Genomic DNA, 23224 nt, shown 5'->3' with positions numbered 1-23224 from the left:
TTGCATCGCTTTAAAATTAAGCTAAAAATTAATACGAATCTTAAATAAAAAAAATAATAGATATTATGTCTTATACACCAGCTGCTGCAGACGTAGCAAAATTGAGAAACCAAACAGGTGCAGGTATGATGGACTGCAAAAAAGCTTTAGTAGAAGCAGAAGGAGACTTCGAAAAAGCAGTAGATATCCTTAGAAAAAAGGGACAGAAAGTGGCTGCTAACAGAGCAGACAGAGAATCTACTGAAGGAGCAGTGATCGCAAGAGTAAATGAAGACAACACGCTGGGTGCTGTTATTTCATTAAACTGCGAAACCGACTTCGTTGGTAAAAACGAAGCTTTCATTGAGCTTGCTTACGAACTTGCTGAAATGGCAATCTTTGCTGCTACAAAAGAAGAACTTTTAGCTACAGATTTCCACGGAATTACTGTTGCTGAAAAATTAGTTGAGCAGACGGGTGTAATCGGTGAAAAAATTGAGATCGGCGCATTCGAAAGAATTGAAGGGCCTTTCTTAGGAGCTTACATCCACGCAGGAAACAAAATCGCTGCTATCACTGCACTTTCTGCCAATGTAGAAGGAGCTTCTGAAGCTGCAAAAGCTGTTTCTATGCAGGTAGCTGCCATGAACCCGATTGCTCTTGACGAAACTTCTGTTTCTCAGGCAACGATTGACAAGGAATTGGAAATTGAAAGAGAACTTCTTATTAAAGAAGGAAAACCTGAAAATATTATTGAAAACATCCTTAAAGGTAAAATGCAAAGATTCTACAAAGACAACACATTGGTACACCAGTCTTTCATAAAAGATGCGAACATCACTGTTGCCGACTATGTAAAATCTGTAAATGCAGATCTTAAAGTAACAGGATTTGTAAGAGTAAGCTTATAATTCTTGCTTATTTAAAAATATGATCCCGGTGCTAAGCATCGGGATTTTTTATTATGATATCCTGTGTTGCATTAAACATATATTAAATATTCAACAAAAGTAAAATTTATATATCAGATGTTTAAATTTTAGATAAATAATTGATTTTTAATACTTACATTTGCATCCCTTATTGACAAACATGAAAAAATTTCTACTAACCATTTGTACTTTTTTTTGTTTATTATACAACGCACAGCTTGATACAGATCACTGGTTTGCGCCAATGGCATCAAAAGTTGGAGACAACGCACTGGAAGGTTATTTATATGTCTCAACGAACGAGATTACGCCCTTTAATGTTCAAATTTTCAATAACAATACATTATATACAACAGTACAGGTAAGCAAAGGCAATCCTGTAGAAGTAGCAATCCCAAATTCTTTTCTTATCACTGTCAATCAGCAGGATCTTTTCATCCCGAATTCTATGGGGATGCATGTAAAAGGAACCAAAAAATTCTTTGCCAATTACAGATTTTCTGTTCAGAACCATGCAGAAATTATCACCTCAAAAGGACTGGCGGGGTTGGGAACTATTTTTTATGCGGCAATGGCTCCGAATAACAGCAATGCCCCGAACGTAAGTTCCCCAATAATCAGTTCAACAATAGGAATAACTGCTACAGAAGACAATACCTCAATCGTCGTGTCCGGATATAATCCAAACGTTATTTTTTCCGACGGCTCTTCTACTCCAACAAAAGCTTTCACACTTAATAAAGGGCAATCGTACATTATGGACGTTCGTGCCGTAGACAGCCCGTTCAACCTTGATGGATTAATCGGCGCAAAAATAGCAGCCACAAAACCAATCTCTGTAACCAATGGAAATTTTAATGGAATGCATTATCCCGCAAACGGGCTTAGCAATAATGATATTCTTATGGATCAGGCAGTTCCGGTTGACAGGCTGGGAAAAGATTTCGCTGTGGTAAAAGGCAACGGCTCTGTAACATCACAAATGGAGTCTGCATTGGTTATTGCCACGGAAAATAATACCCAGATTACAATTAACGGAGTAAGCTCAGGAATTACCCTGAACGAAGGACAATATTATATGATTCCGAGTTTGAATTACGTTAATCAGGGAAATGGAATTTACAATATGGGAATTTCTGCCAACAAAAATGTGTATGTATACCAGTTTTTGGCTGGAGTTTCCGGCGGAAACGAATATCCAACGGGAGGAATGAACTTTATCCCGCCGCTAAGCTGTTTTCTTCCAAATAAAATTGATGAAATCGGCTTTATTAATAAAATCGGAAACCAGACATTCAGTACAAGGCTTAATATTATCACCCAAACTGGCGCAACTGTTACTTTAAACGGAAATCCTATTGCTGCGATCAACGGCCCGGTTCCTGTTAGCGGCAATCCAAACTGGGTAACTTACTCTATCCCAAGCATTTCAGGAACTATTACCGTAAATTCAACCAAATCTGTAACCGCAGGAATTGCTTCCGGAAGTGGTGCTGTGGGATATGGCGGTTACTTCGCCGGATTTTCATCTGTTCCTGTCATTTCAAAAACCGGGGACTGCTATCTGGGAATTTTATTGCAGGTAGACAATAGTTATGACGGCTATCAATGGTATCTCAACGGAAATCCGATTCCGGGTGCAACATCATATTCTATCAACCCTGAATTATACGGAGCCGGAACATACACATGCCTTGTAACAAAAAATAATTGTGAATCTAAACTGACAACAGGATATAATTATACCCTTTGTCCGCCTATTACAACAACCACCTACAATATCGGCTCATGTAACACTAAAGTTATTTCTCCTGCTTTCACAACATCTGCCCAAACAATAGTCCCTGCCAATACCAGTATAATCCTGGCACCGACTTACGGAACGGCAACGGTAAATCCAGCAACAGGACAAATTACCTACACTCCAAACCCCGGGCTTACAGCAGATGCTACGGATACCTTTATTTATTACACCGAAGGAAACGGAAACCCTGCTGATTTTGAGTATTTTAAAATTATTGTTAATATTGATGCATTACAAACCGCAAATGGCTCATTGACATCATGTACAGATGCTAACGGAAATGGCACCTTCGATCTTACTTCGGTAACAGTTACTCCGGATTCCGGGACTACGGTTCAATATTTTACCAATGCTGCATTATCGGGTACGCCAATTGCCACTCCTGCAGCTTATAACGGTCCTGCAGGAACTGTTTATGCCCAGGTTACTTCTCAGTTCGGATGCACAAAAGCCGCAGAAATTGTATTAACAACCAACCCTTCGCCTTCTGTGAATACCGCAAATTTCAACGCCATACTGTGTGATGATAATTTCGACGGAATGGTGAATGTTAATTTTTCAACAGTTACCGCTGCAATCGTTCCCAATCCCGCCGCTGTTAATGTAAGATACTATCTTCAGCAGACGGATGCCAATGCAGGAAATGCCAATAATTTACCCATCAACTGGAGCTATACTGTCAACACAACGGTTTATGTTCGTGCAGATGCACTTACGGGAAGTTGTCCGTCCGCTTTCGGGCAGATTGATTTTAAAATAGGTAACCGGATTACATTACTTAATGCAGCTGCAAATGCAAATATCTGCGACAATGATATTAACGGCTCTGAAACTGTTAATTTAAGTAACTATCAAAACCTTTTTACAACAAATACCAGTGTAGCTTTAACATTCCACAACACTTTAGCAGATGCTCAGGCGGGAATCAACGCTTTATCCCCTGTCCAGGTTATTACCACAGCTTCAACTACCTTTTATATAAGATTTACAAGCGCAACAGATTGCCCGGGCACTGGTGTTTTAACATTGATTTTAAAAGCTCCCAAAAAATCTGATGTCCTGAAAGATCAGGTTGTCTGTAATGGCGAAAAAGTCATACTGGATGCAGGACCTGGCTTTGCCTCTTACAAATGGAGCACAGGAGCTACCTCCCAAACCATAACCGCTGGCGAAGGAAGCTATTTTGTAGATCTTGAATTCAACGGATGCATCTACCGTCAGTCTGTAAATGTTACCACTTCACCGTCTCCTGCGATTACTAAAATTGAAGTTTCAGGCTTTAATGCGACAGTTTCCGTTTCCGGAGGAACGCCTCCATATCTTTATTCTTTAAATGGAATTGATTATCAGACTTCCAATATATTCACGGGATTATCAAGAGGACTTCATAAAGCTTACGTTTTGGGAGCAGACCAATGCTCTCCGGTGATTAAAGAATTTTTAGTATTAAACCTCATCAATGCAATTACTCCTAATGGAGACGGCATCAATGACGCTTTGAACTATTCAGATCTTAGAATTAAACAAAATGTTTCTATAGAAGTTGTAGACCGTTATGGAGCTCCTGTTTACAAATCTTCCGACAAAAACTACATTTGGGACGGAAAGGTGAATGGAAGACCTTTATCTACCGGAACATACTGGTATGTACTGAAGTGGACGGAGCCTGATACGAAATTGCCGGTTTCATACTCTGGCTGGGTTTTAATTAAAAATCGTGAATAAAAACAACTTTTTGATGTTTTTTTAGCAATATATTGAATAATAGTTTATTTTTGTAGAAATCATAATCCATCCCATATGAAAAGATTTCTATTATCTTTCGTATTAATGCTATTGGCAATTAATACTTTATTTGCACAGAGAGATACAGAACATTGGTTTGCACCGATGAAAAATAAGACAGGCTTAACCGGTGGTGTAAACAGCCAGTCCATCTATTTCTCTACCGATTCCACGGTTCCATTTGATGTGGATATTTATAACAATAATACCGTAATCGCTACAGTGAACATTGTTAAAGGGAGTCCGGTAATATACAACCTTCCAATAAACGCCGGAAACTCAAATATTGTCACAACATTGCAAGCCGATGCCTTTACACCAATCACAAAGGGTATTTATACAAAAGGTTCCAGACCTTATTATGCCAATTTTAGAATTTCGGTGCCAAGCCACGGTGAAGTTATAACATCGAAAGGAAAAGCCGGAATTGGTAAAAAGTTCTATGCAGCAGCTGCGCCTATTACAGATTTAGGCGGCGGAACCATCTATAATTTCACAACAGGAATTCTCGCAACGGAAAACAATACGGTTGTTACGGTTTCAGGATATTCTCCAAGTGTTGTATTTTCAAACGGCACCACAGGAGCCACCACTCCATCCATGTCTTTCACGCTTAATAAAGGGCAATCCTATATTATTGAAGGAGTGGGAAATCAATCCGGTAACGCAAGCGGATTTATTGGTGCTAAAATTGAATCTGATAAACCAATATCTGTAACCAACGGTAACTTCAACGGACAGTTTTCCTGGGGAACTGTCGGAGGAAGTTCGGATATTATTATGGACCAGTCTGTACCGGTAGAGCGATTAGGAAATGAATTTGTTTTGGTAAAGGGAAATGGTAATGTTTCTGCACAGATGGAAGATGCCCTGATTATTGCTACCGAAAACAATACAGAAGTACGAATTAATGGCGGCCCGGTAGTAGCAACCCTGAACGAAGGACAATTTTACAGGGTAAACGGACCTAATGCAACAGCTCCGGCTAATAACGTTAATTATATAAATCAGGGGAATGAACATTATAACATGTACATTAAAACCTCTAAAAATGTATATGTTTACCAACTTCTTGCCGGCCTTGCAACCAGTATTGCAACATTAGGTTATAATTATATTCCGCCTTTAAATTGTTTCTTACCCCGAAAAATTGATGAGATCGCATTAATTAATGATCTGAATGGTGTTACTAATGATATTAAACTAAACATTCTTACTGAAGCAGGAGCTGCGGTTACCTATACCGTCGGAGCAGGAGCACCTGTTACGCCAACTGCAACACAGGGCCCATATCCGGTTCTGGGTACCACAGCGTGGGTATCCTACTCCATTGCAGGATTATCCGGCAACGTTACGGTTAATTCTACAAAAGCTGTAACAGCAGGTATTGCGGGAGGAAGCGGCGTTGTGGGATACGGAGGATATTTTGCAGGGTTTTCATCGGTTCCGGTGATCGCCAAGCAAACCGGAGATTGCGTTCCCGGAATTATTCTTGAGGTTGATGATAGTTTTGAAACCTATCAGTGGTTTTTGAATAATGTTGCAATTGCGGGTGCTACCCAAAATGTATATACACCTACTCAGGCTGGAAATTATACTGTGAAAGTAACAATGGGAACCTGTCCCCCGGTAACAACACCGGTTTACAAAGTATTCTCTTGCATCACCAATACAACAACTAACATTAATGCATGTGCTACTAAAGTAATTACACCAACATTTTCATTCAATACCACACAGACTCCTTTGCCAAGTACGGTAACGATTCTTACCTATCCTACAAACGGAACAGCAACGCTAAACCCATCTACAGGGCAGATTACTTACATTCCGAACCCCGGATATTTAGGGGCAGATACAATCGTATACCAGTTCTGCGGTAATGCTCCTGAGTTTGTTGATTGTGAGAAAGTAACTTTAAATTTAAATGTTGTTCCTTTTATTTTAACTGACACTACCATTAGAACATGCCAATATAATGGAAAAGGATTTTTTGATCTTACAACAGCTAATGTTACAACCTACAGCCCTGTTATTAAAAAGTTCTACCCAACTTTGGCAGATCTTAATGCAGGAACCAATGAAATAACAAATCCTACCAACTATTTCTCAGCGGAAGGTTTTGTATACGTAAAGGTAACCACCAATGAGGGATGTGTTGGAAATGCCAAAATCACATTAGCATTTTTACCTTCACCTGTAGTCACAGAAGCAACATTAAGCGAGTGTTTCCTTGAGACAGATGAAAGCAAAGCGAGATTCGACCTTACTATTGCCAGTGTAACAGCAGAAAGCCCTGTTACAAAAAAATACTATCCTACATTTGTTGATGCAAGCAACGGAACCAATGAGATCCTAAATGCAAGTATTTATATCTCCGGAAACGGAACTGTCTATATAAGAGTATACAACAGCAATCAGTGCTATTCTATTGCGAAGGTTAATCTAAAGGTAATTCCTCCAAAAAGATCTGCTACTCTTACTGATAAAATTATTTGTATCGATGGAAGAACCAATCTGGATGCAGGGCCTGGATACGCCTCTTACGAATGGAATACCGGAGCTACAACCCAAGTATTGGAAGGGGTTTCAGTGGGAGAATACTGGGTAATTCTTGAAGATAACGGATGTTTTGTAAAACAGGTTGTAAAGGTTAAAAAAGCAGACACTCCGGTTATTAGCGAAATTGAAATTTCTAACAATACAGTAACTGTTAATGTAACAGGAGGTAAAGGACCTTACCAGTACGCCGTTGATGCTCCAGCTAATTGGCAGGATTCTAACGTATTTACCGGGCTTACAAGAGGACAGCATGTTTTCTATGTAAAAGATGCCTACAACTGTACACCGGTTTCTGTTGAAATCACTGTACCCAACCTCATTAATGCCATTACACCAAATGGAGATAATAAGAATGACTTTATCGATTACAGTGAACTTTCTTACAAAGACAATCTTTCATTTGTTGTGTATAACCGATATGGGAACAAGATATTCACCGGAGATAAATTCAACAATTATAAATGGGATGGGAAGCACTATGATAAAAAGCTTGTAACCGGAACATACTGGTATCACATTAACTGGAATGAACCTAATAAGGAAAAAACTCCGATCAAATATACCGGTTGGATTTTAGTGAAAAATATAGATTAATAAGGATTATTGATAAAAAAAATAGGCTGTCTCTTGAGATAGCCTATTTTTTTATCATTCTGCCAATTTGTTGTTTTCCGAAAAAAGGCTTTTAATATACAAAAATATTTGAGACATTCATGTAGTATTAAATCACAACGGTTTGTAGAAATAATTGATTTAACAATTTTATCGACAAAATAATATATTTTATATAATTATAATCTATTTTTATTGATTATATAAACAAAATAATCATTTATATTTGCATAAATATTAATTGTTAAGTCGTGAAAAAAATTTTATTTACATTCTTCTTATTATTCATTGGTACAAACATAACTTTTGCTCAAAAAGACACGGAGCATTGGTTTGCACCATATTTTGACACATCAAATTCTAATTACAGCCATGCATTATACTTTTCAACAGATTCCTTAACTCCATTCGAAGTAAAGATCTATAATAACAATGCTGTTATCGGTACCATAACCATCAGTAAAGGAGCACCTCAAATATTTAATCTGAATACTGATTTTATAAGAACTGCGAATCTTTCCAGCGCCGGAGTTCCTAAAAATATGGGAATATACACAAAAGGCGACCGCCCCTATTTTGTCTCTTTGAGAATTGCCCGAATTACACATGGCGAAATTATAACCTCTAAAGGTAAAGCAGGTATTGGAACCCGGTTCTTTTCAGCTGCCGCTCCTATTACAGCTTCCGGTTCTTTGTACAATTTTACGACAGGAATAATGGCAACAGAAGACAATACAACTGTTACCATTTCCGGATACAATCCAAATATAAAGTTTCAAAATATCCCAACACCAGCCCCGTCCGCTCTTAGTGTTACACTTAACAAAGGCCAATCTTATATCCTTACTGGAAACGCAGGCACTTTAGCCAACAGAGAAGGATTCATAGGAGCAAAAATAGAAGCTACAAAACCCATTTCCGTAACAAACGGAAACTCTAACGGATTTTACGCTACAGGAAATGCTGACGGCTCAGACCTAATTATGGATCAGTCTGTCCCTACCGATCGTCTTGGTAACGAATTTGCAATGGTAAAAAGTATTTCAACCAGCCCTCATAACATGGAAGGTGGAATTATCATTGCGACAGAAAACAACACCGATATATATTTGAATGATTCTGCAAATCCTGTTATTACCATTAATGAAGGAGAATATTACAGGATTCTCGCCAATCAATATAAAAATCAGGGAGGAGGGCATTCTAATATTTATATAAAAACCTCCAAAAATGTTTACTTATATCAACTTGTAGGATCAGGCGCAGGCAATTATACCGGCGGATACAACTATATCCCTCCTTTAAACTGCTTTCTTCCAAGAAAAATCGATGAAATTGGAAATATTAATGCCATGCCGAATATCACGGCTCCTATCAATTTAAAACTGAATATTTTAACTGAAGCAGGGGCTGCTGTCACCGTGAACGGTGTTACACCTACACCCGCACAGGGCCCTTATCCCCTTACCGGAAATTCACAGTGGGTAACCTATGCCATTACCGGCATTACAGGAAACATAACTATTACCTCAACCAAAGCAGTTACTGCAGGAATCAACGGAGGATACGGAACCGCAGGATACGGAGGATATTTCGCAGGCTTTTCATCAGTTCCATTAATTACAAAAAAATCCGGAGACTGTATTCCTGGTATTATCCTTGAAGTCGCAGATAATTATGATATGTATCAATGGTTTTTGAATGGAAATCCTATTGCAGGAGCAAACTCTAACTGCTACACGCCTGTAGCCGCAGGAAACTATACGGTTAAAGTATCGGTAGGCACATGCACCCCGGTTACAACACCAATATACAAGGTCTTTAAATGCCTTCAGCAAACAATAAAAAGTTTGATAATTTGTGAAGCTTTTCATGAAATTGTTCCTGAATTTACCAATTCTGCACAAACTTATGCCCCTAATACAGTTACCGTTGTCACACCTCCGATACATGGAACAGTAGCCATAAATCAGAATGGAGTAATTATTTACACCCCGAATCCCGGATTTTTAGGAAATGACAGCATTGTTTACAAATTTTGCGGCAACGATCCGGAATTCCCGGATTGCGAACAGGTAACGTTAAACTTAACTGTTTCTGAAAGCCCGACAGTGAATGATATTACTTTAAGATCATGTTTAAATAACCCGAATAATGCAACAGCTTCGTTCAACCTTACGACAGCCTCGGTAACATCAACCCCCGGAGTTGTAAAAAAATATTATCCAACTAATACAGATGCACAGAACGGCACCAATGAAATCCTGAATCCAGCAACATATATTGCGCCGAACAGTATTGTTTTTGTAAAGGTGAGCATAACAAGCTTATGTTTCAAAATAGCTAAAATAACGCTTCTCGTAATACCTCCGGCCTATTCTGATATCCTTAAAGATAAAACCATTTGCACGGGAAAGACAACTACATTGGATGCCGGGCCCGGATTCGACGGATATCAGTGGAATACAGGAGCAACCACCCAATCTATTAATAATGTGACCGTAGGCACCTATTGGGTAGAGCTGAAAACGGGAGAATGCGTGATAAGGCAGAACGTAACAGTATCCCCATCCGAACAGCCGGTTATTTCGAATATCGAAGTATCTAATAATACTGTCACCATCCATGTTGTAGGCGGGACTGCACCATATAGATTTTCAAAAGATAATATCAGCTGGCAGGAATCCAATGTATTTACAAATGTTCCGAGAGGAAGTATGGTGTTCTATGTAAAAGACGATTATGGCTGTGATCCTGCATCGGTAGAAGTTACCGTTCCTAATCTGGTAAATGTCATTACGCCCAACGGAGACGGGATAAATGATATTCTGGATTATTCAGCTCTGGCTAATAAACCCAATTTTACATTTAATATTTTTGACCGGTACGGAAGTAAAATTCATGAAGGAAATAAAGCCAACGGCTACAAATGGGACGGAACGATGGCAGGAAGAAAAGTATCTACCGCAAGCTATTGGTTTGATATCAGCTGGAATGAGACCAATAAAAAGAATACACTCATAAAATACACAGGCTGGATATTAGTGAAAAATATAGATTGACAAAAAGTAGAATATTTAATAAAAAAGGCTGTCTAAAGACAGTCTTTTTTATTAAATGCTTTTCAAATTATTATAAAAAGATTCTTCGTTTTATAAAAAATTTTCAATTCAGGGCCTTTTTTTAAAAATAGCACTATCAATTTATAAAATATTCTATTATTTTTGCAATAATCCTAATTCCTATTTATGAAAAAATTTCTATTGTCTTTCTTATTAATGTTTATTAGCATTAATACGCTTTTTGCACAAAGAGATACAGACCATTGGTTTGCGCCTTATTTTGATGCTTCAGGCTCTAATTACAATCATGCGCTGTATCTCTCAACAGACGCTGCCACCCCATTTGCAGTTGATATTTACAATAACAACGTTATTATTGGCACTGTTACCATCAGCAAAGGAGCACCACAGGTTTTTACTCTTAATACTAATGTAATAAGAACCACAAATGTCTCTGCTGCCGGAGTTCCCAACAATATGGGAGTATACACTAAAGGAGAACGCCCTTATTTTGTTTCTCTCAGAGCTGCCATAAGTTCGCACGGGGAAATTATTACCTCGAAAGGTAAAGCCGGGATTGGTAGAAAGTTTTATGCAGCTGCTACTCCTATTACCACTACCGGATCACTGTATAATTTTACCACAGGAATTATGGCAACAGAAGATAATACCATTGTTACCATTTCCGGATATGACCCGAACGTACAGTTCGTGAACATCCCAACTCCTACGCCACTTACACTTACCGTAACCCTGAATAAAGGACAATCTTACATTCTTACCGGTAACAATAACGTAGTAGCCAACAAAGAAGGATTTATCGGAGCAAAAATAGAAGCTACAAAACCTATTTCTGTAACAAACGGAAACTCTAACGGATTTTATGCAACGGGAACCAATGACGGCTCCGACCTTATTATGGACCAGTCTGTCCCTACAGATCGTCTCGGCAACGAATTCGCCATGGTAAAAAGTATTTCTACCAGCACCGCAAACATGGAAGGTGGAATTATAATCGGCACCGAAAATGGTACCGATATTTATCTTAATGATGCTACAACCCCTGTTGCCAGTATTGATGAAGGCGAATACTACAGGATTCTCGCCAATCAATATAAAGATCAGGGCGGAGGCCATTCAAACCTTTACGTGAAAACCACGAAAAATGTTTACCTGTATCAGCTTGTAGGAGCAGGCTCTGCCAATAATACGGGAGGGTACAATTATATACCCCCTTTGAATTGTTTTTTACCAAGAAAAATAGATGAAATTGGCAATATCAATCTGATGCCGAGTATTACTTCCGCCATCAATTTAAAGTTAAATATTTTAACAGAAGCTGGGGCAGCTGTTACCGTGAATGGCAATACGCCTACTGCCGCTCAGGGCCCTTATCCCCTTACCGGAAATGCGCAGTGGGTTACGTATGCTATTACAGGAATTACAGGAAATGTAACCGTTACCTCAACCAAAGCAGTAACCGCAGGAGTAAACGGTGGATACAGCACAGCCGGATACGGTGGATATTTCGCTGGTTTCTCTTCCATTCCTTTGATTGCAAAACAAACGGGAGACTGTATTCCGGGGCTTGTACTTGAAGTAGATGATAGCTACGAAACCTACCAATGGTTCCTGAACGGAAACCCTATTCCGGGTGCTAACTCTAACAGCTATACGCCAACGGTTGCCGGAAATTATACCGTAAGAATTACAGTAGGATCTTGCCCTCCTGCTACCACACCAATCTACAAAGTGTTTACTTGTCTTGAAAATTCTACAAAAAACATTACGGTTTGTGAAGGGTTTCAGGCTATTATTCCTGAATTTACCAATTCCACACAGACTTATGTGCCGGGTACGGTAACCATTGTAACGCCACCGGCAAACGGAACGGCAGTTATTGATCCGAATGGCGTAATTATTTATACCCCGAATTTCGGATTCACAGGTAATGATACTATTGTTTATAAATTCTGTGGCAACGATCCTGAATTTGTAGACTGCGAACAGGTTACCTTAACCTTAACCGTTTCTGAGAGCCCAACGGTGAATGATGCTACTTTAAGATCATGTTTTATAGAATCTAATCCGGCAACAGCATTATTTAACCTTACCACTGCCCCAGTAACAGGAACTACCGGAATTGTAAAACAGTATTACCCGTCTCCTACCGATGCACAGAACGGTACCAACGAAATCCTGAATCCAGATAACTATATTGCACCAAATGGCGTAGTTTTCATAAAAGTTAGCAATGCAAACGGCTGTTTCAGAATAGCTAAAGTGACCTTAATTGTACTTCCACCTGTATATTCTTCTGTGCTTGAAGATAAAATCATATGCATGGAAGACACCACGACATTAGATGCCGGAACAGGTTTTGACGGATATCAGTGGAGCACCGGAGCAACTACCCAATCGATTAACAATGTCACTGTAGGCACCTATTGGGTAGACCTGAAAACAGGAGACTGCGTAGCAAGGCAAAATGTAAAAGTATATCCATCCGAGCAGCCTGTTATTTCAAATATTGAAATTTCAAATAATACCGTTACAGTAAACACAATCGGAGGGGTGGCACCTTACAGCTACTCATCAGATAATATCAACTGGCAGGATTCTAATATTTTCACGAATGTTCCGCGAGGCAATACTGTATTTTATGTAAAAGATGATTATGGTTGTGATCCCATCACAGTGGAGGTTACCGTTCCCAATTTAATCAATGTCATTACACCTAACGGAGACGGTGTTAATGATATTCTTGATTATTCGGCATTGTCTTACAAACCGAATTTTAAATTCAATATTTTTGACCGCTACGGAAGTAAAATCCATGAAGGAAATAAAGCAAACAGCTATAAATGGGATGGAGCGATCGGAGGTAAAAAAGTATCCACAGGCAATTACTGGTTTGATATCAGCTGGAATGAGCCTAACAGCAAGAATACTCCGATTAAATATTCCGGATGGATCATGGTAAAAAACAGAGAATAAGATATTTCCACTCATTATTCAAGAAGAGACCGTCTTTCGAGATGGTCTCTTTTCTTTAATTTTAAATCAAAACTTAAAAAACATGATCGTAAGCAGTTTATTTTGATTATTTAAATAAAACAAACATATTTTATTATTAAATTTGTAATAAAAGCAATAACTTAATGAAAAAAGTTCTATCTGTTTTATTTATATTTTATTTTTTCAGCTCTTTGTTTGCCCAATTGGACAGAGAACATTGGTTTGCGCCTATGATAGATAGAACTGCAAATCCTAATCCTTTCCAAAGACTCTATCTTTCCACTAACCGTACCACACCTTTTCCGGTAGATGTGTACAACAACAATACAATAATTGCTACCGTAATCATCAGTAAGGGGAATCCCCAAAAAATTGATATTCCCAGGGATATGATTATTACCACCCAGCAGACTGATCTTTTTATCCCAACTACTAAGGGACTTCATGTAAAGGCCGAATTTCCTTTTTATGCCAATCTCAGGTTTTCAGTATTTAACCATGCCGAAATTATAACCTCTAAAGGGATACCTTCTACAGGGAAACTTTTTTATGCGGCGAACGCTCCCATTACTGTAAGCAACAATATCTTGAACTTCATGACAAGTATTCTGGCAACGGAAGATAATACAACCGTCACGGTTTCGGGATACAAACCAGGGGTACAATTTTCTAACGGAACAACCGGTGTTACCAACCCTACCATAAATTTTACTCTAAATAAAGGCCAATCTTATATCATAGACGGAATAGGAAATATCCCCGGGAATTTTGACGGCTTTATAGGTGCTAAAATTGTATCAAGCAAACCGGTGAACGTTACAAACGGTAACTTTAACGGTCAATATGCCGGAAATTTTGCTACCAGCTCAGATATTCTTATGGATCAGGCAGTTCCTGTGGAAAGGCTCGGAAATGAATTTGCATTGGTAAAAGGTAACGGGACCCTTACTTCAAATATGGAAGGTGCTCTTGTCATTGCCACCGAAAACAATACAGAAATACGCGTTAATAATGAAACAGCGCCCATTGCGACATTAGATATCGGACAGTATTTCATGATTCCCGGTTCAAAATACCAGCTTCAGGGAAATGATCATTATAACCTATATATTAGAACATCTAAAAATGCCTACATTTATCAGGTTCTTGCAGGGGCAAGCAATGCAGGAAACGAGGTTGCCACAGGAGGATTTAACTTTATTCCTGCTCTGAACTGCTATTTACCTAAACAAATCAATGAACTTGGCCTTATCAATGAAAATTTTGTATTTTCAAATGGAAATCCATCCGGAATTTTAAATGTCCCCACCAAGTTAAACCTCATCACGGAACGTGGTGCAGCGGTTACTGTAAACGGCGCTGTACCGCCCGCTACAACGGGTCCTTTTAACATGACGGGAACCAATAACTGGGTTACTTATGGCATTCCTAACACCGCAGGAACCATAACAGTTGTATCTTCCAAAGCTATTACGGCAGGTATTACGGCAGGTAGTGATGCCGTAGGATACGGTGGCTTTTTCGCAGGATTCCCTACACAGCCTGTTATTCTTAAAACAGGAGGAGACTGTGCTCCCGGTATTATTCTTACCGTTGACCCAATTATTTACGACACATACCAATGGTATAACAACGGAACTTTAATTCCCGGAGCTACCGCCCCATCTATATCTCCCACCCAATCGGGATATTACACCTGCTCTGTAACTATGGGAAGCTGCGCTCCGCTGGTAACGGAACAATTTAAGGTATTAAACTGTACAAAACTTTCATCCTCAGCCTACGATCTTTGTACTTCCAAAACAATTACTCCTGCATTTACAACTTCATCACAAACGCCTGTCCCTTCAACCGTATCTATTGTTACCACACCAACTTTGGGAACGGCAACCGTAAATCCGGCTACAGGAATAATCACATACACGGTAACGAATCCAGGAACGGCGGCCACTGATACTTTCAGCTATACTTTTTGTGGAAATGATCCGGTTTTTACCGACTGTGAAACTGTAACCGTTACGATGAATATTCAGGCCGTGATTGTAAATAATGCTACGCTTACTGCCTGCAACAATGGCTCCGGACAGGGAGTGTTTAATTTAACTTCTGCCAATATCACCACTAATTCTCCGGTGGCTATTACCTATTATCCTACATTGCTGGATGCACAAAATGAAACCCCGGCAGCATTGATAACAGCTCCAGCCAATTATACGGCTGCCAACGCAACTATTGTATATGCAGTAGTTAAAAATAATCTGGGCTGTAAAAGTATTGCCCAGATCACACTAAATCTATATACTTACGCCACTATTATTAATAATTATACAGGAACATTTTGTGATGATAATCTGGATGGTACAGTTGAAGTTATTTTATCCAACATTACTCCTATTGTCTTATCAAATCCTAATTATTTTCCGTTAATAAGATATTATGCTAATATAGCAGATGCCAATATAGGAAATAACAATACCCTTCCGAATAACTGGTCTTATAATGCTCCCACAACCATTTACATAAGAGTAGATTCGCCTGACGGATGTGCACCGGTAGTAAAACCGCTTAATTTTACCATCGGACCTAAAATTCCATTGACAAATGCAGCCGTTTCCGAAACCATGTGCGATGATGATCTGGATGGTATCAAAATAATTGATTTACTACCTTATATCAGTCAATTTACCAATGATCCTGCGGTAACTCATACTTTCTTTGCGACACAGCAGAATGCGCAGAATAATATTGCCCCGCTTCCAAATCCTGTTGCTATTTCCGGTGTACAAACTATCTACATCCGTTTTGAAAAAGCAGGAGTATGCCCTAATATAGCATCGATCATAATCAATCTAAAAACACCGAAGGATTCTGATATTCTGGTAAGTAAAGTTATTTGTCCGCAAACAAAAACTACTCTGGATGCAGGGCCGGGCTTTACCGGTTATGTATGGAGTACCGGCGCTACGACACCTTCAATCAGCAATGTAGTGGCCGGTAATTATTGGGTGGATCTTACTTTCGAAGGCTGTACCTACAGGCAGAATGTTACAGTAACAGAATCTGTACTTCCGGTAATAGGCAGTATTGAAATAAACGGGAACACCGTAACCATAGGTGTGAGCGGAGGAACTCCGCCTTATGAATATTCTTTAGACGGAATAAACTGGCAAAGCTCTAATGTTTTCATGAATGTTCCGCGGGGAAATCAGATTGCTTATGTTCGCGATTCCAACCGATGCGGTGATGTGATAAAAACCTTTGTCATGATTAATCTTATCAATACTATTACACCTAACCTTGACGGATATAATGATGCTATTGATTATTCAGCATTAATGGATAAAGAAAATATAGTATTTAGAATATTCGACCGATATGGCGCTGAAATATTTAGGGGAGATAAGTCCAACAGATTTATCTGGGACGGCAAAATCCAGGGAGGAAGGCCTATAAACACCGCAACTTACTGGTATTTCCTGAGCTGGACTGAATCTAAAGGGACAACTACCGTAAAATATACGAGCTGGTTGTTGGTTAAAAATTATTAATTTCAGAATTATTGAAGTAAGTCTTTATCTGATTTCGCCAAGAAGAATTATTTATAACATTTATTAACAGTTCTATACTAAAGTTTAATATAATTTTAACCAGTTTTCACTACTAAAATAGGTATAAATTGATGCAATTCTGCGTAATTTTGCCTCAGTTATATGAAGAATTTATTTACCTTATTGCTGTTGGTTTTTCTGGTAAAAATTAACGCCCAGTCGTTTTCCGGCGAAGTATTTCTTAGAGACAACTCCGTTTTATATCTCAATCAGGTATACGTTACCAATCTTACTACTCAAAAAACCGTTCTCAGCGATTACAACGGCGATTTTACCATTTCCGCAAATGCAGGAGACCTTATTCGCTTTACATCAATCGTTACGGAAAGAAAAGATATCAGATTGACGCCACAAATGATGGAGCAGAAAAATCTGATCGAATTACGAATTGCTTATTATGACATTCAGGAGGTGGTCATTAACAGATTTAAGCCAACAGGAAATCTCAGATATGATGTAAATGCCTTGAGGAAAGAAGACAAAGCTCTTGCTATAAAAAAAGTAATCGGGCTTCCCGAGCCTAAAGGAGACGGTACTCCTCCGCAACTTCCGGTTGCCGGTTTGAGAGATGGCGGACTTACCTTCAGCCTGGAAAGTATTTACGATATTCTTTCCGGTGAACGAAAGAAAAAGCAGCGTTACCTAGCGTATGAAAGGATGAATAATTCCGTAACACAGATTAAGAATTATTTAGGAAAAGATTATTTTACGCGTTTTAAAATTCCTGAAAATCTTATCGACAACTTCCTTCAGTTCGTTTATACTTCGGAAAATATTGAGTCCTATATTATGGCGGGCAACTTTGAAGCAATAAAAATCCCTATCGAAAAATACCTGCCGATCTACCAGCGAAGGCTCAGAAATTCACACCTTCAGGAAATTGTAAAATAATATAAAAACTTTTAATGCATATTGTGATTCGGTATGCATTTTTTGTATTGATCATATTATTTTTTAATTTTATTGCCTCTCAGTGTTATATTAAAATGCAATATTTTGCGTTTATGATTGGACACCTTTAATCAAATACGAAATTTAATATTAATGAATGAAGAAGATATTTTTGATTTTCAGCGCTATTTTTTTTGTGAATTTTTCTGCCCAGAAAAAAGGGAAGGATTACAGTGAAATTTTAAAAAGCAAAAATATTTATGAAATCAATGCTTTTCTGAGAGATGCCCATCCCGATGATCCCAGAAGATCTGTATTGAAACCTCGGGTCATGGAAATGATGAAAGATTACATCAAAAATGCAAAACCCGGCGACAGTAAAGTAAAGCAGATGCAGGACTGGCTTGCGATGCTGAAAAGACGGCCTTCTACCAAAATATCTTTTGAAGAGATGAATGCCAATATTAAGAAAAAGCAGATTGCGAAATACCAGAAAGAACTGCAGGTGGGCCAGGCTGCAGTGGTATACACGCCAAGCAATCCTCAAAATGTGTATATAGCTCCCACTATCGCTACTCCTTCTGCAGCACCTGCTGCTGCAATACCGGATGCTGAAGCTTCGGAGTTTAATATGCTGATGGCAGACAACCCTGTTGAACACAAAAACAAAACGGTAAAAATATTAAATTCACTTTTTGATAATGATCCGAATGCTAAAGAATGCATTGTGATGATCGAAAATAAATCCGACTGTAATATTATCGTGCGAATGGAAGGCATCGGTATCACCAAATACAGGCTTCCGGTTCCCGCCCATGGTGACAACTCTATTGTGGTGCAGAAGGGAGATTACCTTTTCACGAGCATTGTCTGCGGCGCGCAGTATGCATCCCAGAAAACCATTCAGAAACCTTTAATGGTAGCATTAGGAAGTTCTGCTAAGAAATAATTGCTTAAATTTCAGGATAGCTTTTATAAATTTTGCTATTTTTGCAGAATTTTATAACTGTTTCATGGGTAAGAATAAATTAGCAAGGTTCGCAGAAAACAAAATATTGCCGAATGTCGTTCAGCCAACAAGGGAAGATGCGCTGAGCGGCTTCAGTCTTAAAGGAAAATGGAGAACGGAATTTTTTAAGAATGACCACCCTATCGTCCTTGAACTGGGCTGCGGTAAAGGGGAATATACCGTAGGACTTGCAAAAGCATTTCCTGAAAAAAACTTCATCGGTATTGATGTAAAGGGGGCAAGATTTTGGTTTGGCGCCAAAGAGGCTCACGAAAGCGGCATGCAGAATGTTGCGTTCCTGAGAACCCAGATTGAACTTGTAGATTATTTTTTTGCTGAAAATGAGGTAGATGAAATCTGGATCACGTTCCCCGATCCACAGATTAAATATAAACGTACGAAGCACAGACTTACTCATCCTGATTTTTTAGACCGTTATAAAAAGTTTCTGAAACCCGGTGGAATCATCCATTTAAAAACAGATTCCGAATTTCTGCATGGCTATACTCTCGGCTTTCTGCAGGGAGCAGGATATGAAATCATCACCGCACATCATGATATCTACGGAGCCCCGGAATATGATCCCGCCACTCCCCACTTGAGAGATATCAGAACTTATTATGAAGAGCTTTTTTCCGCCAAAGGAAAAACAATAACCTATATTAAGTTTAAAATTAACTAAAACAACAATATGATGAAAAAAATACACGCCAACCTATCGAATCCAAAACCAGCTGCCGTAGCGTTTATTAACATGGTAAGGATATAAACTTTATATCCAGATAATTCATTTTAATTAACACAAACCCGCATGAAAAAAAATATTATGTACATTTTATTATGTACAGTTTTAGCCTGTAAAAGTGCCGATACCAGAAAGCGTTCTCAAAATATTTTAGAAAGCACAGATATCAAAGAAATTGAAAATTATCTTGCTACCACACATCCTGATGATCCGAAAAGAAGTGTTCTGAAACCCAAACTTATTGCATTGAAAAATTCTGAATGGACCAAAGGGAAGAAGAACGCAAAACCTATGGAAGCAAGGCCTGTTATCAGTGAAATACCAAATTCTGCACTTGGAAAACCGAATTCTGAAGAGGCTGAAGAATTCAAGCGCCTGATTGCATCTACCTCAAAAGAACATAAAGAAAAAACGGTACAACTCCTTAATGCGATGTTTAATGAGGATATCAACAGCAAAGAAGTTATTCTTTTATTCAAAAACCAGTCGGATTGTAATCTGGTTCTGAAGATACAGGGCAAGGATTTTTACAATATGGCTGTTCCGGCAAAAGGTGAAAACTTTATTGTAGTTAATAAAGGAACTTATACGCTGAAGGGAAACGTATGCGATGTGGTGTATTCTTCTAAAAAAGACCTGAATAAGAGCATATTTTTAACGATCAGCAATCCAAAACCTGCTGAGGGAAATACCTTGAGAAAAAAGTAAAAAGGTTACATTTGTAATGATAAATTATCTTTATGAAAAAGTACGTTGCAATTTCAGCAGCTTTTATTTTATTGCTTAACAGCTGCGGCAGTTCCGGAAACACAAAAAACAACCCGGTTAGAAAGCCCGCCGTAAGACCGTCTGCCACAGGAAATAGCACAACTGCGGCGGCACAGGTTGAGAGAGAATATCAGGCGCTTATGAAAACCTATAAATCTGAAACGGCAGAGGTGCTTACCCATTTGCTTAATGATTCATCCAATGATCCCAGAACATCAATCACGGTAGAAAACAATTCCCGCTGTAATATGGTTCTTACAATAAGCGGAAATAATTATTTTAAGAAAGTTCCTATAGCCGCAAATAAAATAGGGGCCGTAATGGTTCCTAAAAATCAGAACTATAATCTTTCCGGGATGATCTGCAATGCCGTTTATCAGAAAACAAAATTTGTATCAGGGCCTTATGAGGTAAAGCTTTCAAATTAATAAAGCATTATTAACCTCATATTAAAAAATAAAAAGCGCTGAATTTAAAAATTCAGCGCTTTTTGTATGGTAAGAAAATCTTAATTATTCTCCATCAAAGTCAGCATCTTTATCAGCAGATACTACTTCCCCTTCTTCTTTAGATTTTTCTTTATCAGCTTTTCTCTGAGACTGACCTTCTTTGATAGCTTCAGAAACTACGCTAAGGATCATGTCGATAGATTTAGAAGCATCATCATTTCCTGGGATTACGAAGTCTACTTTTCTAGGATCTGAATTGGTATCAACGATACCGAAAACAGGAATACCTAATTTTTTAGCTTCCGTTACAGCGATGTGCTCTCTCAAGATATCAACTACAAATACTGCAGATGGAAGTCTCACCATGTCAGCGATAGAACCTAAGTTCTTCTCAAGGTTAGCTCTTTGTCTGTCTACCTGTAATCTTTCTTTTTTAGATAAAGTTTCGAACGTACCATCTTTTTTCATTTTGTCGATGGAGTTCATTTTTTTAACAGCCTTTCTGATGGTAACGAAGTTCGTTAACATACCTCCCGGCCATCTTTCTGTAATGTAAGGCATATTCAGTTCAGAAGCGTGTTTTGCCACAACTTCTTTCGCCTGCTTTTTAGTTGCTACGAAAAGAACTTTTTTACCTGCAGAAGTTAATTTTTCCAAAGCGCTGCACGCTTCATCCAATTTAACTGCTGTTTTATGTAAGTCTACAATGTGAATACCATTTTTCTCCATAAAAATGTATGGAGCCATATTTGGGTTCCACTTTCTGGTCATGTGACCGAAGTGTACGCCAGCCTCTAGAAGGTCTTTTACATTTGCTTTTGCCATGTTTTCTGTTTTTGTTAGTTTACTTTCCGTTTTTTAAACAATCAACAACTTCTTTAGATGGGAGAAGCGTTTGGATGCTAAACGTAACGGGCAAAGTTGCTGTTGGCTGATTGCATTGTGCAATTGGCTTTCCAGCGTTGGGTTAAAAAATAATTTTTTAAAAATTTTCCTAAAGCTATCTGCCATAAGCCAATAGCCATACGCTTTTTTAACGTTTTGAGAATTGGAATCTCTTTCTTGCTTTTTTCTGACCTGGCTTCTTTCTTTCCACCATTCTCGCGTCTCTTGTAAGTAAACCAGCTGGCTTCAATGCTAATCTGAACTCAGCGTTGATTTCGCACAAAGCTCTTGAAATACCTAATCTGATAGCTTCTGCCTGACCTGTATTTCCACCACCGAATACGTTTACGGTAACGTCATACTGACCAACAGTTTCAGAAAGGATAAATGGTTGGTTCAACTTGTAAACCATTACATCTGTAGAGAAGTATTCTTTAGCATCTTTACCGTTTACTGTAATGTTACCAGTTCCTGGCTTTACATAAACTCTTGCTACAGAAGTTTTTCTTCTTCCGATTTTGTGAACTGTAGACATATTAATTATTTAAATTCGTTAACATTAATTGTTTTAGGCTGTTGAGCTTCATGTTTGTGCTCAGTTCCTTCGTATAAGTAAAGATTCTTAAGGATTGCAGCTCCCAGTCTGTTTTTAGGCAACATCCCTTTTACTGATTTTTCCAATACTTTTAAAGAATCTTTCTTTTGAAGTTCAGCCGCAGTCATAGACTTCTGTCCTCCAGGATATCCTGTATGCCAGATATAAGTCTTGTCGTTCCACTTGTTTCCGGAAAGAGTTACTTTCCCAGCGTTCAAAACAATTACGTTATCACCACAGTCTACGTGAGGTGTATAATTTGTTTTGTGCTTACCTCTCAAAATCTTTGCAACCGTAGAAGCTAGTCTTCCCAACGGCTGTCCTTCAGCGTCTACCACAACCCATTCTTTATTAGCAGTAGCTTTGTTCGCTGAAACAGTTTTGTAACTTAATGTATTCACACGTTTTAGTTAAAGATTAAACATAATTTTCCCCTAAAAGGGTGTGCAAAGGTACAAATTATTTTGTTATCCCAAAAGCATACAACACAATTATTATTATTTAAACTTAAAATTAAGAT

General features: G+C 38.5%; 14 protein-coding genes. 11 read left to right on the top strand and 3 right to left on the bottom strand.

Translation table 11 applies throughout. From position 1 onward, the window contains the following. The first annotated feature begins 65 nt into the window (after positions 1-65). The 11 genes from tsf (at position 66) to SOP96_RS02105 (ending at position 21203) form a co-directional block, all read left to right on the top strand. Positions 66-890: a translation elongation factor Ts gene (gene tsf, locus SOP96_RS02155; protein WP_326319586.1), complete on the top strand. Its 825-nt coding sequence runs from the start codon at positions 66-68 to the stop codon at positions 888-890. A 181-nt stretch (positions 891-1071) separates the two neighbouring features. Then, positions 1072-4440, top strand: coding sequence for a T9SS type B sorting domain-containing protein (locus tag SOP96_RS02150; RefSeq protein ID WP_326319585.1), 3369 nt, complete (start codon positions 1072-1074; stop codon positions 4438-4440). Between the two features lie 75 nt (positions 4441-4515). Next, positions 4516-7656, top strand: coding sequence for a T9SS type B sorting domain-containing protein (locus tag SOP96_RS02145; RefSeq protein ID WP_326319584.1), 3141 nt, complete (start codon positions 4516-4518; stop codon positions 7654-7656). Between the two features lie 269 nt (positions 7657-7925). Beyond that, positions 7926-10736, top strand: coding sequence for a T9SS type B sorting domain-containing protein (locus tag SOP96_RS02140; protein WP_326319583.1), 2811 nt, complete (start codon positions 7926-7928; stop codon positions 10734-10736). A 186-nt stretch (positions 10737-10922) separates the two neighbouring features. Beyond that, a complete protein-coding gene (locus SOP96_RS02135; RefSeq protein ID WP_326319582.1) occupies positions 10923-13733 on the top strand; it encodes a T9SS type B sorting domain-containing protein in 2811 nt (936 codons plus the stop codon). A 164-nt stretch (positions 13734-13897) separates the two neighbouring features. Continuing rightward, on the top strand, positions 13898-17302 hold the full coding sequence (locus tag SOP96_RS02130; RefSeq protein ID WP_326319581.1) for a T9SS type B sorting domain-containing protein: 3405 nt from the start codon (positions 13898-13900) through the stop codon (positions 17300-17302). 162 nt (positions 17303-17464) lie between these two features. Further along, complete coding sequence (locus SOP96_RS02125) at positions 17465-18253, top strand: hypothetical protein (RefSeq protein ID WP_326319580.1); 789 nt, start codon at positions 17465-17467, stop codon at positions 18251-18253. A 157-nt stretch (positions 18254-18410) separates the two neighbouring features. Further along, positions 18411-19202, top strand: a complete 792-nt coding sequence (locus tag SOP96_RS02120; RefSeq protein WP_326319579.1) for a DUF6759 domain-containing protein — start codon at positions 18411-18413, stop codon at positions 19200-19202. 64 nt (positions 19203-19266) lie between these two features. After that, the gene (gene trmB, locus SOP96_RS02115; RefSeq protein WP_326319578.1) at positions 19267-19944 is read left to right on the top strand and encodes a tRNA (guanosine(46)-N7)-methyltransferase TrmB; all 678 of its coding nucleotides are present in this window, start codon (positions 19267-19269) and stop codon (positions 19942-19944) included. Positions 19945-20088: 144 nt separating this feature from the next. Then, complete coding sequence (locus tag SOP96_RS02110) at positions 20089-20715, top strand: DUF6759 domain-containing protein (RefSeq protein WP_326319577.1); 627 nt, start codon at positions 20089-20091, stop codon at positions 20713-20715. Between the two features lie 32 nt (positions 20716-20747). Further along, complete coding sequence (locus SOP96_RS02105; protein WP_326319576.1) at positions 20748-21203, top strand: DUF6759 domain-containing protein; 456 nt, start codon at positions 20748-20750, stop codon at positions 21201-21203. Positions 21204-21287: 84 nt separating this feature from the next. On the opposite strand, the gene rpsB is transcribed toward SOP96_RS02105, so the two are convergent. From rpsB to rplM, 3 genes are all read right to left on the bottom strand, one after another. Next, a complete protein-coding gene (gene rpsB / locus SOP96_RS02100) occupies positions 21288-22049 on the bottom strand; it encodes a 30S ribosomal protein S2 (protein ID WP_029295347.1) in 762 nt (253 codons plus the stop codon). 208 nt (positions 22050-22257) lie between these two features. Further along, positions 22258-22644, bottom strand: a complete 387-nt coding sequence (rpsI, locus tag SOP96_RS02095) for a 30S ribosomal protein S9 (RefSeq protein WP_072883409.1) — start codon at positions 22642-22644, stop codon at positions 22258-22260. A 5-nt stretch (positions 22645-22649) separates the two neighbouring features. Continuing rightward, complete coding sequence (gene rplM / locus SOP96_RS02090; RefSeq protein ID WP_027381190.1) at positions 22650-23105, bottom strand: 50S ribosomal protein L13; 456 nt, start codon at positions 23103-23105, stop codon at positions 22650-22652. Between the last annotated feature and the right edge of the window lie 119 nt (positions 23106-23224).

The organism is Chryseobacterium salviniae, from assembly GCF_035819015.1.
Classification (GTDB): Bacteria; Bacteroidota; Bacteroidia; order Flavobacteriales; family Weeksellaceae; genus Chryseobacterium; species Chryseobacterium salviniae.
This window is presented reverse-complemented; position numbering and strand designations above follow the sequence as displayed.